This window comes from Francisella marina, assembly GCF_008369785.1.
Lineage (GTDB): Bacteria > Pseudomonadota > Gammaproteobacteria > Francisellales > Francisellaceae > Francisella > Francisella salimarina.
In genome coordinates this window covers 1982989-1998352 of record NZ_CP043552.1, presented here as the reverse complement: position 1 = coordinate 1998352, position 15364 = coordinate 1982989, and the positions used below count along the sequence as shown (strand labels likewise).

The following is a 15364-nucleotide window of genomic DNA, read 5'->3' as shown; positions in this document are numbered from 1 at the left end:
ATTAAACTTGTAAAAGAATTCTATTAGGATCTTCAAGCAATTCTTTGATCATCTTTAAAAATCTTACAGATGTTCCACCATCAATAATTCTATGATCATAAGATAATGCCAAGTACATGATTGGACGTATTTTGATCTCACCATTAACTACCATAGGTCTTTCGACAATGTTATGCATACCTAAGATTGCACTCTGTGGTGAGTTAATGATTGGTGTAGATAGCATAGATCCATAGGTACCACCATTAGTGATAGTGAACGTACCGCCTTGCATATCTTCTAAGCTTAACTTGCCATCACGACCTTTAATTGCTTTATCAAGCACATCAGCTTCTAGCTCCGCTAAGGATTTACTGTCAGTATCTCTTAAAACTGGTACTACTAAACCTCTATCTGTACCAACAGCAATACCGATATCAAAGAAGTTATGATAAACAATTTCATCACCATCAATTGAAGCATTAACATCTGGAAACTTCTTAAGAGCTTCAGTCGCAGCCTTTATAAAGAATGACATAAATCCAAGCTTAGTATCATGCTCTTTGACAAACATGTCTTTATATTTTTTTCTAAGCTCCATAACTGCTGTCATGTCCACTTCATTAAAAGTAGTCAAAATCGCATTAGTATGTTGAACTTCAACCAACCTGTTTGCAATTGTTTGACGCAGACGAGTCATTTTAACTCTTTTTTCATATCTTGGACCTTGATTAGCAACTACAGTTGGCTGTTGTGGTTTACTACTAGATGCTGCCTTTTTAACATCTTCAGATGTTATACGTCCCTTTTTACCAGTACCTTCGATACTAGCAGCAGATTCTAATCCACTTGAATTAAATGCCTTACGCGCAGAAGGAACTAGATGCGGATCATTACCTGTGCTATCAGCTTGAGATTTCACTTCTTCTTTGGCTACTGTAGCAACAGCCGCACCTTCTGAAATTTTTGCAATTAATTCTGATGAAAGAACTGTTTCACCAGCAGGTTTCAATATTTTAGACAATACACCATTTGATGTCGCTGGAACTTCCATAACTACTTTATCAGTCTCTATCTCAGCTAAAATATCACCTTCGGCAACAGCTTCACCTTCTTGCTTATGCCACTCAGAAACTGTACCATCTGCAACAGACTCTGGGAAAACAGGCGCTTTAACATCGATCTCCTTGCCTGATGATTGTGTAGCCTGAGCTGTTTCTTCAGTAGCAACCACTTCTTGAGCAGAGTCAGCAGCTACAGCATCTGTATCAATACTTGCTAAAGATTCTTCAGAAAGCACAGTATCTCCTTCATGCTTTTTAATGCCTTTAAGGACTCCGCTCGCTGTCGCTGGAACTTCCATAACTACTTTATCAGTTTCAATTTCAGCGATAATATCACCTTCTTCAACAAAGTCGCCTTCATTCTTATTCCATTGAGCTAATGTGCCATCTGCAACGGACTCCGGAAACATAGGTACTTTTAATTCAACCATTTCTTACTCCTAGTAATAATTCAAATTTTATATTTCTAAAGCTCTATTAATAATTTCTTCTTGCTGCTTAACATACAAAGCGTGGTAACCGACTGCAGGAGTAGATGATCTTTCCCTTGCTACACACAGCAACTCTTGGTTTTTAGATACAAGCTTCTCTATAAAGTGTCTAATATTGTACCAAGCTCCTTTATTCTGCGGTTCTTCTTGCAACCATACAACTTTGTCAACTTGCTTATATTTTGCAAAGATATTTGCTAATTCCTCTTGTGGGAATGGATATAGCTCTTCGAGTCTTACTACAGCAATATCATTATGAGTATCTTGCTTTTTAGCAATCAAATCATAATAAACTTTACCATTACAAAGTATTAATTTCTTAACTTTATTTTCACTAGCATTTACATCATCTATAATAGGCTCAAACTTACCTTTTGAAAGCTCTTCTAGTGTAGACACAGCCATAGGATTTCTTAATAAACTCTTAGGTGTCATTACGATCAATGGCTTTCTAAGCGGTCTAATCACTTGACGTCTTAATAAATGATAAATTTGTGCTGGTGTTGTAGGTGTACACACTTGCATATTTTTATTGGCACATGAACTCAAGAATCGTTCTAAACGCGCTGAAGAGTGCTCAGCACCAGCACCTTCTTGACCATGAGGCAAAAATAATGTCAAGCCAGACAAAATACCCCATTTTTCTTCTGCTGCCACTAAGAATTGATCTATTACAACCTGAGCAGTATTTACGAAGTCACCAAACTGCGCCTCCCAAATTACTAGAGAGTCGGGACTATAGCAACTATAACCATATTCAAAGCCTAACACTCCATACTCTGAAAGTGTAGAATCAATAATATCAAACCTAACATTTTCATTAATATGCTTCAGTGGTACATATTCTTTTAGCTGAGAACTAGTGTTCATGTTTTTAACAACAGCATGTCGATGAGAGAAAGTACCCCTACCACTATCTTCTCCAGATATTCTTACTGAATAACCTTCATCAAGTAGTGTTGCATAAGCAAGAGATTCTGCAAATCCCCAATTTAAAGGAAGCTCTCCGTTTGCCATCTTCACTCTATCTGTTAATGCCTTTTTAACTTGCATCTGCGCCTTAACTTCTTCAGGCACTTCACTCATTCTTAATGCTAGCTCTTTAAGACCTTCTTCTGCTATTGCGTTATAGCTATATTTAGTTTCTTGCTTACCTATATAAGGAAGCCAATCACAAACATTAAGTTTGTCTTTCACTGTTTTTCTATCAAGAATATCTATCGTAACTTTACCATTATCAAGCTTACTACGATAATTAGCATTCAACTGTGCAAGAAGGCCTGCATCAATAGCACCTTCGTTGATAAGTTTTTCACTATATAACTTTAATGTTGTAGGAAGCTTCTTAATTACCTCGTACATTTGTGGCTGAGTTCCTGATGGCTCATCAGTTTCATTATGTCCATTCCTACGATAACAAACCAAATCAATAACCACATCCTTATTGAATTTCATACGATACTCAAGAGCTATATCAGCAACCTTAAGAACAGCTTCAGGATCATCACAGTTTACATGAAATATTGGTGCATCAACCATCTTAGCAATATCAGTAGAATAATTACTACTTCTATTTACACCAAATGTACTACTAGTTGTAAACCCAACTCGGTTGTTAACTACAAGATGAACCGTACCACCAGTTCCATATGCTTCTGTAAGTGAAAAACCAAAAGTTTCCATAACAATACCTTGTCCACAGAAAGCCGAATCACCATGTATCAATATAGGTAAAACCTTGTTATGAACATTACCATCTAGCTTATCTTGTATAGCTTTAGCTGCACCTTCAACCACAGGATCAACAGTTTCAAGATGTGAGGGGTTAAATGCTAGTGCAATTTTTGCCTCTTTACCATCAACACACCTATAATCTGAGTATCCCATATGGTACTTAACGTCACCAGATAAACTTTTTTCACTTTGCTTACCTTCAAACTCTTCAAACAAATCCTTAGGATTTTTACCCATCACATTTACAAGAACATTTAAACGTCCTCTATGAGCCATACCTAGCTGAATGAATCTTGTTGAGTGTCTAGAAACTGCTTTTTCAATAACATGCTGAAGTGAAGGGATTAGGGATTCACCACCCTCTAAGCCAAATCTTTTCTGACCAACATACCTTAGAGCTAAATATTTCTCTAACCCTTCAGCTGCGACTAACTGCTGTAAAATCCATTTCTTATCTGATTGAGACGTAGACAAGTTTTTTTCAATCTTGTCTTGAAGCCATAATTTTTCTTCTTTATTTCCTATGTATCTATACTCATAGCCGACACTAGACTCATAAATTGATTTAGCTTTTTCTACCACTTCTTTCAGACTAATAGCTTTATTATCAGTAAAATCACCAAGATTAACCTTTTCAGACAAGTCTTTTTCAGAAAGTCCATGAGCAGACAATTCCAAATCAGAATCTCTCTGGTATTTCATTAGTCCTAATGGATCAATATTTGCTGATTTATAGCCATGTGAACGATAGGCTTTGACAAGAGCCTTAGCCTTTAGCCCAACATCTCCTTCGCCATTAACGATAGCTGTGGATGTAGCTTTATTTTTAGCCAGAAACTTAAACTCATCTACCAAATCACGATGTACAGTATCAGTTGAGCTAGCTATAGAATCAAAAAAGGACAACCATTTTGGATCAATATCCTCATAGTTGCCCATTACATAGTCATCATATATTGATTCAAGATACTCTAGATTACCTCCGAAGAGCTGGGTTGTTTCCAACCATTGACTAAAATCCGGTTGTTGTTTTTTCATATAAATACCTAAATAACAGGTTTTAAATTTTACACATTTTTACTTAGTAGTGCTGACCTAATCTTACCAATTGCTTCTGTAGGATTAAGACCTTTAGGACACACAGATACACAGTTCATAATTGTTCTACATCTAAAGAGACTAAAAGGATCTTTCAAATCATCTAATCTCTGCTCTGTAGCTGTATCTCTTGAGTCTGCGATAAACCTATATGCCTGCAATAAGCCTGACGGACCTATAAACTTATCTGGATTCCACCAGAATGATGGGCATGAAGTAGTACAACATGCACATAAAATACACTCATAAAGACCATCAAGCTTAGCTCTATCTTCAGGAGATTGTAATCTTTCCTTAACTGGTGGCTCTTCATCATTAATAAGATATGGTTTTACTTTTTCATAGTTTTTATAAAACTGCTTCATATCAACAATCAAATCTCTAACCACAGGTAAACCCGGCAAAGGATTAACCTTGATTGGCTGCTTCAACTCGCCAACTGAAGTAATACAAGCCAAGCGGTTTTTACCATTAATATTCATACCATCAGAACCACAAACACCTTCTCTACAAGATCTTCTCATAGCTAATGTAGGGTCTTGCTCCTTAATGAGCTCAAGAGCTGTTAAAACTTTAACACCCTCATTTTCTACCGTAATAGTATATTCATCATAATATGGCTTTTTATCTACTTCTGGATTATATCTATAAATTTTAAATCTTACGTCCATTACACTAAATCCTCGTAATTAATACTTACGTTCTGCTGGTTGGAAAGCTTTAACCTTAGTAGGTGACATATTCACATCACGCTGTGATGTTTTATCACCATCTAAGAAATATAGCGTATGCTTCATCCAGTTTTTATCATCTCTATCAGGATAGTCTACTCTTGAGTGCGCCCCTCTAGACTCTTTTCTTTCAAGAGCCAACTTCGCAGTTGCTATCGCAGTTAATACTAGGTTATCTAGCTCTAGCGCTTCTATTCTCATCATATTGAAAACTCTAGAATTATCTTCAAGAACTGCATTATCCAGCCTTTCTCTAATCTTAAATAGCTTATCGAGACCTTCTTTCATTGTGCTTTCCTGTCTAAACACAGAAAAATACTGCTGCATTGTTTGTTGCAACTCTTTTCTAAGTACCGCGATCTTTTCTTGACAACCTCTCTGCTCAGAAGTATCCCACTTTGTGATTCTAGCAGTTGCTTTCTCAACATTCTCTTGCGAAACTTCTTTCATAGGCATACCTTCTTTAAGGCTTTGTTCAGCGTGCATACCCGCAGCTCTACCAAATACTACCAAATCTAACAATGAGTTACTACCAAGCCTATTAGCACCATGAACTGATACAGAAGCACATTCTCCAACAGCATATAAGCCGCCAATAACTTTATCTTCACCATCAACTTGAGTAATCACTTGGCCATGCTTATTAGTTGGTATACCTCCCATCTGATAATGACAAGTAGGTACAACAGGTATCGGTTTTTCTACAGGATCAATTCCAGCAAAAGTTCTACCCAATTCTCTAACTGTAGGGAGCCTTTCATCAATGACATCTTCACCCAAGTGTGTTAAGTCTAACCAAACACAGCTTGTACCGGAGAAAGTATCGCCTCGACCTTCCATAATTTCTTGCTGCGACGCACGAGATACAACATCACGACAAGCAAGATCCTTAGCATTTGGAGCATATCTCTCCATGAATCTTTCACCATCTTTATTACGCAACACACCACCTTCGCCACGGCATCCTTCAGTAACAAGAACTCCTGCTCCTGCAATACCAGTTGGATGAAACTGCCAAAACTCCATATCCTGAAGAGGAAGGTCAGCTCTTAGTGCCAGACCCATACCATCGCCAGTATTAATATAAGCGTTAGTACTAGACTCATATATGCGTCCAGCTCCACCAGTAGCCAAAATTGTGATCTTAGCCTTTAAGAAAACAGTTTCTCCTGTTTCGATACTTAAAGCTATGACACCTGCGACACTTCCATCATCAGCTTTAACTAAATCAACAGCAAACCACTCTGTATAAAAATCTGTTTTATGAGCCAAATTACCTTGGTATAAAGTATGTAAAAGAGCATGACCTGTTCTATCGGCTGCCGCGCAGGTTCTCTCAGCTTGATTGGCTGGGTCATAGTTTCTTGACATACCACCAAACGCTCGCTGATATATTTTACCATTTTTGAGTCTTGAGAAAGGCATACCCATATGCTCTAGCTCAATAATTGATTGTGGAGCATGCTCACACATATACTCTATAGCGTCCTGATCACCAATATAATCAGAACCCTTAACAGTATCATACATGTGCCACTTCCAATCATCTGAAGGAAGATCATCATCAAAATCTATATTCCCCAAAGCTGCTGCGATACCACCCTGAGCCGCAACCGTGTGCGATCTAGTAGGGAAAACTTTAGAAACAACAGCTGTTTTAAAACCTGACTGCGAAAGCTGGAAAGATGCTCTCATACCAGCACCACCTGCTCCTATTACAATAGCGTCAAATTCTTGCGTAGCTATACTCATAAAAATAACCTCTTAGTAAAAAAATAAAACTGCAAACAACCAAAAAAAGCAGAATACATAAACTAAAACAAAACTCAGCATAACAAGAGCTGATGCCCAAGCACACTTAATGTAGTCACCACAGATAATCCAAATACCTACCCAAGCATGAAAAAACATTGCCAAATAAGCCATCAACGTAGCAACTCTGAAGAACATACCATCAGTAAACAAACCTCTCCAGCTATCGTAATTAAGAGTTCCTGAGTAGGACAAACATAAAGCCTCAACGATAAGATAACCAAAATAAGCCGCAATAATTACTGCAGTAACTCTTTGTACAAAAAAGTCTTTAATACCCGATGAAGTTAATGAAATTACAGCCATAAGTAGCACCCCCATAAAATAGCCGATAAAACACCTAATACAATAACTAATAGCGAAGTAAATTTAGCAACCTTCATACTTTCACCAAAGCCCAAATCCATGATCATGTGTCTAACACCTGCATAAACATGATATGTAATAGATGACAAAAAAAGCCAAAAAAACACGCTACACCAACCTTTGGTTAATATAGCAACTGTTTGCTGGTAGCCATCAGGACCCGCTAGAGTATAGTTCATACCAACCACTGCCAAAGGGATTGCAAAAATCAACACCACACCAGAGATACGGTGTAGTATAGAACTAATGGCGGTAATAGGAAACTTATAAGATTTAATTGACATTAAATCAACATTTGTAATTCTTTTCATGCTCGACATTCCTCCGAAGCAATTTTTATATGTATATCAGTAAATTGGATGTAAACCAATGTCATACCACAACCCTTAAATAATATATTTTTACTAAAACAAATTCAAATACTTAAACAGTTTTTTAATCCTTATTTAGTTTAAATTACAACAACACAAGCTACAAAACATTATCACATATAGCAAGAACACTTTAGGCTTATATTTTTTTTATTTGCAAAAGAGAAATCTTTAGCTTATTATTCCCCTGTAACGATACCTAATAAGCATATTTTTAAAAGGTATCTTTTTATTGCAAACCACTTGCATTGTATTTTTTGATCAACTCACTTGGAGGCCTATTAATGAGTAAATATGCAACTCTTAAGTATGCAGAAAAAAATATTGAAATAGAATTACCAGTCTACACTCCTAGCCTTGGTAATGACTGCATCGATGTATCATCTCTGGTAAAGCATGGTGTCTTTACTTACGATCCTGGATTTATGTCAACTGCTGCGTGTGAGTCTACAATCACATATATCGACGGTGGCAAAGGTGTTCTTCTTCACAGGGGCTATCCAATAGAAGAATGGACACAAAAATCAAACTACAGAAGTCTTTGCTATGCTTTAATATATGGAGAGCTTGGCAATGATACTCAAATCAACGATTTTAGAAGCGAAATCATTTCAAAAATGCCAGTATGTGAGCATGTCAAAGCTGCTATATCGTCTATGCCACAGCATACACACCCAATGTCTGGGTTAATTGCTGGTGTTAATGTATTAGCTGCTGAGCATATACACAATGGTCAAATAGAAGCTCAAGACGATGTTGCTAAAAATATTGTTGCTAAAATTGCTACTATTGCAGCAATGGCTTACAGACATAACCAAGGCAAAAAGTTTTTAGAACCTAAGAAAGAGTATGGCTACGCAGAAAACTTTATCTATATGATGTTTGGTGAAGATGAAAACTTTAAACCTGACGAGCTACATGTTAAGGCTATGGATACTATCTTCATGCTTCATGCTGATCATGAACAAAACGCTTCAACATCAACCGTTAGACTTTCTGGTTCAACTGGTAACTCTCCTTATGCTGCTATCATTGCTGGTATTACTGCTCTATGGGGTCCTGCTCATGGCGGTGCTAATGAAGCTGTATTAAAGATGCTATCAAAAATTGGTAGCGTTGATAATATCGACAAATTCATCGAGAAAGCGAAAGATAAAAATGATCCATTTAGGCTAATGGGCTTCGGGCATAGAGTATACAAAAACACTGATCCGAGAGCCACAGCCATGAAAGCTAACTGCGAAGAAATTCTAGCTAAGCTAGGTAACAGTGACAACCCGCTTCTTGCCATAGCTAAAAAATTAGAAGAAATTGCCCTACAAGATAGCTATTTTATCGATAGAAAACTTTTCCCGAATGTAGATTTCTACTCAGGAATTATCTTAAAAGCTATGGGTATCCCAGAAAGCATGTTTACAGCGATATTTGCTCTTGCAAGAACTTCTGGCTGGATATCTCAATGGATCGAAATGGTTAATGATCCTGCACAAAAAATTGGGCGTCCAAGACAGTTATACACTGGTGCAACTAGTAGAGATCTTTAATTTAATCAAAACTACATTCTTATTTTATTTACTTTTCTATCCAATTAAACTACGATTCCTTTATCAGTAAATTTCTACCTTATGTATAATGAATAGCTCTCCAACATTTGGTGAAAAGTTAGTCGCACCATTTAAACAGCCCAAAATGCTTACAATGCTAATCCTTGGCTATGCATCAGGATTACCTTTGATGCTTACAGCATCATCCTTACTACTTTGGTATCGAGATAGCGGCATCAACATTCAAAATATAAGCTTTCTAACACTAATAGCTATACCATATACTTTCAAATATTTATGGGCCCCATTTCTTGATAAAATCAATATCTTAAACATAGGTAGGCGCAAAGGATGGATACTTACAACACAAGTAACTCTAATAATACTAATCGCGCTCATGAGCCAATTATCCCCTGCAAATCAGCCTCTTTTGATTGCATTCATTGGCTTTATGATATGCTTTACATCTGCGACACAAGATATTGCTATCAACGCATACCAAACAGAAGTCCTAAACGAAAGAGAGAAAGCTTTAGGTAACGCCATAGCAGTGATGGGTTACCGCATCGCCATGCTTGTTACAGGCTCATTAGTGTTAATATTTGCTGATTACTATAGTGGAGGTGCCGAGCCTATAAAAATATGCACTCCCAAACTTACCGAATACTATGGTGCAAGTGCCTTATTTACCAATATTGATATAGTTTCAACTCAGAATCTTATATCTAATGGTTGGAGCTTAGCTTTAGTAACAATACTTGTATTTTTTATAGTTTGCCCACTATATTGCATATTCTTGAGAGAATCCGCATCAACTATTGCTCCAAAAAATTTTAAAGAAGCCTTTACAGAACCCTTTATCGAATTCTTTAAACGACAAGGAATTAAAACAGCAATCATAATACTTTTAATAATAATTGGTTATAAGCTTGCAGATGCGATTGCGTTCTCACTCAATACGGTCTTTTTCGCCGACTTAGGCTTTGATAAAACCACGATAGCTGTTTCATACAAAGCCTTCTCATTAGCAGCCACACTAATAGGACTTATTACTGGTGGATTAATCGCTAACAAGATAGGAATTTTTAAAAGTTTTCTTTTCTTTAGCATTATTATGGCGTCAGCAAATCTAATGTACGTACTACTCGCAATCGTTGGTAAGAACTACTACTTAATGGTAAGCTCTGTTGCTGTCGAATACTTTTGTGGAGCAATGGGCACAGCAATACTTGTTGCAATGATAATGAGCCTTGTAAATATAAAGTTTTCAGCAACCCAATTTGCCGTACTTAGTTCGATTGACTCACTAGGAAGAGTTCTTGTAGGACCATTTGCCGGATATGTTCAAAGCCACTATAACTGGGAGGGACTCTTCATTGCTAGTTTCATAATCGGCATACTAATATCTACAATCATTTATATCTTCAGAAACAGAATCAAATTAATGGCAAATATTGAATAGGTTAACTCACTTATCTTTTCTGAAAAACAATAAAGAAATAATAAAAACTATCCATGGTAGCAAAAGAATCGCTAACACAACATTTTTTGTAATAGCAGTTATCTGAAGACTTGGGAATAATATAATTACCACCAAAACAAGAACTATAGAAAGCACACCTGCTATAAAAGAGAAAAGTGGTAGATTATTCTTAATCATTTATAACAGCCTATTTTGCAAACTGCTCAGAAACAAACTCCCAATTTACAATATCCCACAGAGACTCAACATACTTAGGTCTAGCATTGCGGTAATCGATATAGTATGCATGCTCCCAAACATCAAATGTTAGTAATGGCTTTTTACTCTCTGTTAGAGGACAACCTGCATTACTAGTAGTCACAATTTCAAGTTTACCATCAGTATTTTTAACTAGCCATGCCCAACCAGATCCAAATGTAGTCACTGCAGCTTTTGAAAACTGCTCTTTAAAACCATCTATTGACCCAAAAGTCTCAATTATAGCTGCTTTCAATTGACTAGATGCCTCAGTCTTATTAGGTGTTAGACAGTTCCAGTAAAACGTGTGATTATATACTTGAGCAGCATTATTAAATATACCACCGGAAGAAGTTTTTACTATTTCTTCCAAATTTTTACCAGCATGTTCTGTACCTTCAACCAAATTGTTTAGGTTTGTCACGTACGTTTGATGATGCTTACCGTAGTGATACTCAATCGTTTCTTTTGAAATAGTAGGCTCTAGTGCATCTAGTGCATAAGGTAGTTTTGGTAATTCAAATTTCATTTAATCATTCTCCTCGAACTAATTGAAGTTAATTATTATAGCATCTTAGTACTATACCCGTTTAGTATAATATGCTATCATTTTTTAGATAAAATTTCTAAGCTTAGTTGTTTAATCAAATAAAAAGGAAATAAATATGTATACACCTGAAGAGCAAAAAGTTGTTGATAGAATAGAAAAACAACTTAAAGAAAATGACATTATACTATACATGAAAGGCTCTCCAAACCTTCCTCAATGTGGCTTCTCTGCTCATGCTGCCACAGCTGTTAGATCATGCGGAAAACCATTCGCTTTTGTCAATATCTTAGAAAATCCTGACATCAGAGCTATTCTACCAAAATATGCAGACTGGCCAACCTTTCCTCAACTATGGGTAAAAGGTGAATTAGTGGGTGGATGCGATATAATCATGGAAATGAATGAATCTGGCGAATTGAAAGAGCTTATAGAATCAATCTAATCATCTATTACTTATCTTTGTCCAAGCATCTGTGCCATATTTACCAGTTGGCTTATATGCACTCATGGTACACAAGCTTGACTCAGGACCGATATTACATCTGTATAAATCACTACCTACAGCAACTACGGTGCCTCCCTTATAGTCTTCAATACTATATGGATAAATATACTCAGCACCACTAGGTTTAATCTCCTGTCTATCTGCTGCAACATGAGTGATATCATTTGTAATATTGCTCCATGCTAAAAATCCTCTTTTATTCATGGGACTATAGGATAAGTCATTACAGTATCTTTCTTTCTGACATTCAAACTCTCTTCCTTCAGCTAGCACTATTTGACCAACCTTATAACTTCCCATTCCCTTTGGATAATTAGCCACCTCACCTGCTTTTAATTTATATTTCTTGTTTTTTGAGGACTTTTTAGTATTATTCGACTTAAGCTCTTGCCATGCAAGATCGCCATATAAACCATTAGGAATATAAGCATCATCATTACAAAGCTTAATTTCTAGCATAGACTTACATTTATACATCTTACCCGCAAAACTTACTATAGTATCAGCATCATAAGTTCCGATATTATATGGATACCTAATAATATGTGTATCTCCAATATACTTTTGTGGCTGTATAGAGCGTTTATTTACACTATCATCCTGACTATCCATATAAATATTCGAAAGTACTGGTGGCAATTTAATACTAGCTATTATATTAGTAGTACTCCAAGGCTTATGTTTATAATCATCACTCAAATCTTCTAATTTAATATTACTTGCATCAAAGTCCATACTCCAAATAGCGAATCCTGCAAATGATGCCTTATTTTCTTTCATCAATGTGACTGCTCGATTTATTTTAGATTCTGATAACACATATATCCTTCCTCCATGAACAGCACCCTGTGTAGCAGGAATAACAAAAACAAGCTTTTCGGGAGATATAACAATAGGTTTATCTATTTTACTATATTTAGGCTTATTTACTTTGAAACCATCTTGAGTCGTCAGTGCCCAAGCAAGCGAAGCTATAAACTTATCATAACCGTCAATTGGTGAAATCTTACCATAATCATTATTAACATTTTTATCAAACCCTATAATTCCCTCAGATGGCTTCCCTGAGAAAGTACTTACAAACAGGTAATTTATTTTATCCATACCAATAGCATCTAATAACTCAACATAACCACTTTCTCTATACAAGTTATCTTCACCATTTTTTGCTAATGGCGCAACAATATATTCCCACTCAGGTGAGAAAGTTAACCAAAACTGCTTATTATTTTTCCTAAGACTTGATATTAAGCTACTTATTTTCATAGCTGCAATTTCAACTGTTTTGTCATTCTTTGGAATAGCTGAATGTGGTAAATTGAAGTTTACACCATCAAAACCATATTCTTTAACAACACTAGCTAAATTATCAAAATTCACAGATTGCCAATCAATATGAGAAGATTCTCCGCCAATCGAAACAATAACATGCTTTCCTTTTGACTCCATATAGCCAATAAACTCTTTAAGCTTTTCTGGGCTATACAATCTATCTGAGCCCCTATTTTTTTCACCAAATGAAAGCTCAAACCCTTTCCCGTGTATATATGTTGCATATGCTGCTATTATCACATTATACTTACATACTTCGGGGTTTTGCTCACAATACTCTTTAGTTTTTGGCATAGCTATATCTACAGGGGTTGTATTAATCTGCTTACCAACAGTATCATAAGAGCTACTTTTAGCCCATAAGGGTAAAATTCCTGCGATAACTGGACCTTTTATTGTTTTATCGACTTGTGCACAAGCATTATTATAAATACACTCTCTAAGACTCTTAGCAAATGCTCCTGAACTATGCTCAGAATCTCCATATAAATCAGCGGCATAGTCAGTATTTAGAGACCAGCCTGTTACCCCTGCGAACCTTGGTTTAAACTTAAGCTTCTCAAACTGGGGCAACATAAGTTTAACAGCCTGCTCAGTTGTTAATGACAAAGTAGCATTTCCTTCAGGATGATATACTGTATTTGTGCCTCCTGAAACTGCATTTGTTGGCTCACCTATCAAAATTTTAGTATGAATTGGGATATGCAGGTCATTGACAATTCTTGAATAGCTATCAGCTATAAAGCCAGGTTCATATTCAGGATATGTGTCATACTCTTGAATAAATAAATAATCTATATATCCATTCTGAATGACTTTATCATAGTCATTACTCTTACCCGTTGTCACTAGCTTATAGTCATTTACTTGAGGCTCTGCAACAATTACAATTTTTGAATCCAGTTTCTTTATATCAAGAGAAAGCTGATTAATAAAATCTGCTGAAGTAAACTTTCTAAAACTATAAACAATTCCATCAATATTATTTTTATGTAAAAAATTAACAATATTATTTGCTAAAGTGTTAATTTGAGCTTCTGTCATTTTTTTACCAAAAACTTTTGGCTCAATATCTGTTTTACTTACGCCAGGATGAAATGTATTTGGAACACCTCCCACTGCTAGTAACACTTTCATTCCAGATTTTTTAGCTTGTCTAACTTTATCTATGATAGTCTGTATCGATGTAGGACTAGAAGTATAAAGACCTATGTCAGTACCATATACCTCACCATAGGCAATAACAACAACATTATACCCATCACTCTTTGCCTTCTGAATATCGACTCTAGAGGTAGAGCCAGGTGTTCTAACATCCAAAAATCCTGCTATGATTCTATCTGGAAGCAGATTCGCTTTAGAAATATTTTTTTGTATTCCTGCAACAGACTCTGCAGCTGTATAAAAAGGTATAGTCAAAAAGCAAAATACAACCAGAGTAAAAAATCTTTTCATTACTATATAAATATAAATACTAATTACATAATTATAAATAATTCTATATAAATATGTTAACAATAGTCATTTTTTTAATTACACTATTATCATATAAATCAAATAACTGATTTAATACTTTGACTAAAATGGAACAAGATGTAGAAGAAAATTAGATAACCAGTAGAACTTTTTAGTCGTCTTTTGAGTAATATAATCCTTTAGAAGAATTAAGCGCCTTAAGACGAGCATCAGCCTCTTGAAGCCTTTTTGTCGCAGCTTCAATATCAAGCTTAGAAGCATCTGGCTTCTTAAGAGCTTCTTGCGCTCGCTTCCTAGCTTTCTCTGCTTCTGCTTGATTTAAATTTTCAGCCCTTTCCATATCGTCAACCATAATTGTAACGCGAGTAGGAGTAACTTCAACAATGCCACCTGAAACATATAGCACATCAGTATGTTCATCTTTTCTTATATTTACAACACCCGCAGGGAGAGTAGATAAAAGTTCAGTATGTCCATACGCTATACCCATCTCTCCAGCAGATCCGCGAAGACTTACAATATCAGCCTCACCTTTAAATACTGAACCTTGAGGACTAACAACATCAACTTTTAGGTATTTTTTTGTCATAT

Annotated in this window: 13 protein-coding genes and 1 pseudogene; 3 read left to right on the top strand and 11 right to left on the bottom strand. The window is 36.0% G+C overall.

What is annotated here, in order from left to right; genetic code table 11:
• Position 1: 1 nt before the first annotated feature.
• The 7 genes and pseudogenes from odhB to sdhC form a co-directional block, all read right to left on the bottom strand.
• Positions 2-1213, bottom strand: coding sequence for a 2-oxoglutarate dehydrogenase complex dihydrolipoyllysine-residue succinyltransferase (gene odhB, locus F0R75_RS09790; protein WP_394367477.1), 1212 nt, complete (start codon positions 1211-1213; stop codon positions 2-4).
• Positions 1214-1309: 96 nt separating this feature from the next.
• Positions 1310-1453: pseudogene (locus tag F0R75_RS10360) on the bottom strand (biotin/lipoyl-containing protein); the annotation flags it as partial.
• Positions 1454-1501: 48 nt separating this feature from the next.
• Entirely contained in the window at positions 1502-4306 is a 2805-nt protein-coding gene (locus F0R75_RS09785; RefSeq protein ID WP_149377296.1) for a 2-oxoglutarate dehydrogenase E1 component, read from the bottom strand.
• Positions 4307-4335: 29 nt separating this feature from the next.
• Positions 4336-5037: a succinate dehydrogenase iron-sulfur subunit gene (locus F0R75_RS09780; protein ID WP_013922345.1), complete on the bottom strand. Its 702-nt coding sequence runs from the start codon at positions 5035-5037 to the stop codon at positions 4336-4338.
• An 18-nt stretch (positions 5038-5055) separates the two neighbouring features.
• The gene (sdhA, locus tag F0R75_RS09775) at positions 5056-6849 is read right to left on the bottom strand and encodes a succinate dehydrogenase flavoprotein subunit (protein ID WP_149368862.1); all 1794 of its coding nucleotides are present in this window, start codon (positions 6847-6849) and stop codon (positions 5056-5058) included.
• Between the two features lie 12 nt (positions 6850-6861).
• Positions 6862-7230: a succinate dehydrogenase, hydrophobic membrane anchor protein gene (gene sdhD, locus F0R75_RS09770; RefSeq protein ID WP_146420897.1), complete on the bottom strand. Its 369-nt coding sequence runs from the start codon at positions 7228-7230 to the stop codon at positions 6862-6864.
• On the bottom strand, positions 7206-7586 hold the full coding sequence (gene sdhC, locus F0R75_RS09765; RefSeq protein WP_146420898.1) for a succinate dehydrogenase, cytochrome b556 subunit: 381 nt from the start codon (positions 7584-7586) through the stop codon (positions 7206-7208). Before sdhC ends, sdhD begins: the two co-directional genes overlap by 25 nt.
• Before the next feature lie 344 nt (positions 7587-7930).
• Between sdhC and F0R75_RS09760 the strand changes: the two genes are divergently transcribed.
• Together F0R75_RS09760 and F0R75_RS09755 are read left to right on the top strand one after the other, a co-directional pair.
• Positions 7931-9190 carry a citrate synthase gene (locus tag F0R75_RS09760; protein ID WP_013922341.1) on the top strand — a complete coding sequence of 420 codons (1260 nt, stop codon included), beginning with the start codon at positions 7931-7933 and terminating at the stop codon, positions 9188-9190.
• Between the two features lie 88 nt (positions 9191-9278).
• Positions 9279-10652 carry an AmpG family muropeptide MFS transporter gene (locus F0R75_RS09755; protein ID WP_149368863.1) on the top strand — a complete coding sequence of 458 codons (1374 nt, stop codon included), beginning with the start codon at positions 9279-9281 and terminating at the stop codon, positions 10650-10652.
• Positions 10653-10658: 6 nt separating this feature from the next.
• Here F0R75_RS09755 and F0R75_RS09750 read toward each other — a convergent pair whose 3' ends face one another.
• Complete coding sequence (locus tag F0R75_RS09750) at positions 10659-10850, bottom strand: hypothetical protein (protein ID WP_013922339.1); 192 nt, start codon at positions 10848-10850, stop codon at positions 10659-10661.
• Between the two features lie 10 nt (positions 10851-10860).
• On the bottom strand, positions 10861-11439 hold the full coding sequence (locus F0R75_RS09745; RefSeq protein ID WP_013922338.1) for a superoxide dismutase: 579 nt from the start codon (positions 11437-11439) through the stop codon (positions 10861-10863).
• A 136-nt stretch (positions 11440-11575) separates the two neighbouring features.
• Between F0R75_RS09745 and grxD the strand changes: the two genes are divergently transcribed.
• The gene (gene grxD / locus F0R75_RS09740) at positions 11576-11902 is read left to right on the top strand and encodes a Grx4 family monothiol glutaredoxin (protein ID WP_013922337.1); all 327 of its coding nucleotides are present in this window, start codon (positions 11576-11578) and stop codon (positions 11900-11902) included.
• On the opposite strand, the gene F0R75_RS09735 is transcribed toward grxD, so the two are convergent.
• Both F0R75_RS09735 and F0R75_RS09730 read right to left on the bottom strand, forming a co-directional pair.
• Positions 11903-14752, bottom strand: a complete 2850-nt coding sequence (locus F0R75_RS09735) for a glycosyl hydrolase family 18 protein (protein ID WP_149368864.1) — start codon at positions 14750-14752, stop codon at positions 11903-11905.
• Between the two features lie 172 nt (positions 14753-14924).
• Positions 14925-15362 carry a F0F1 ATP synthase subunit epsilon gene (locus F0R75_RS09730; protein ID WP_013922335.1) on the bottom strand — a complete coding sequence of 146 codons (438 nt, stop codon included), beginning with the start codon at positions 15360-15362 and terminating at the stop codon, positions 14925-14927.
• Positions 15363-15364 lie beyond the last annotated feature (2 nt).

Coding starts and splice junctions, on each gene's coding strand:
- sdhA (WP_149368862.1), bottom strand. CDS start 6,849: ATGAGTATAGCTACGCAAGAATTTGACGCTATTGTAATAGGAGCAGGT.
- F0R75_RS09780 (WP_013922345.1), bottom strand. CDS start 5,037: ATGGACGTAAGATTTAAAATTTATAGATATAATCCAGAAGTAGATAAA.
- F0R75_RS09735 (WP_149368864.1), bottom strand. CDS start 14,752: ATGAAAAGATTTTTTACTCTGGTTGTATTTTGCTTTTTGACTATACCT.
- sdhC (WP_146420898.1), bottom strand. CDS start 7,586: ATGAAAAGAATTACAAATGTTGATTTAATGTCAATTAAATCTTATAAG.
- F0R75_RS09730 (WP_013922335.1), bottom strand. CDS start 15,362: ATGACAAAAAAATACCTAAAAGTTGATGTTGTTAGTCCTCAAGGTTCA.
- sdhD (WP_146420897.1), bottom strand. CDS start 7,230: ATGGGGGTGCTACTTATGGCTGTAATTTCATTAACTTCATCGGGTATT.
- grxD (WP_013922337.1), top strand. CDS start 11,576: ATGTATACACCTGAAGAGCAAAAAGTTGTTGATAGAATAGAAAAACAA.
- F0R75_RS09745 (WP_013922338.1), bottom strand. CDS start 11,439: ATGAAATTTGAATTACCAAAACTACCTTATGCACTAGATGCACTAGAG.
- F0R75_RS09785 (WP_149377296.1), bottom strand. CDS start 4,306: ATGAAAAAACAACAACCGGATTTTAGTCAATGGTTGGAAACAACCCAG.
- F0R75_RS09755 (WP_149368863.1), top strand. CDS start 9,279: ATGAATAGCTCTCCAACATTTGGTGAAAAGTTAGTCGCACCATTTAAA.
- F0R75_RS09750 (WP_013922339.1), bottom strand. CDS start 10,850: ATGATTAAGAATAATCTACCACTTTTCTCTTTTATAGCAGGTGTGCTT.
- F0R75_RS09760 (WP_013922341.1), top strand. CDS start 7,931: ATGAGTAAATATGCAACTCTTAAGTATGCAGAAAAAAATATTGAAATA.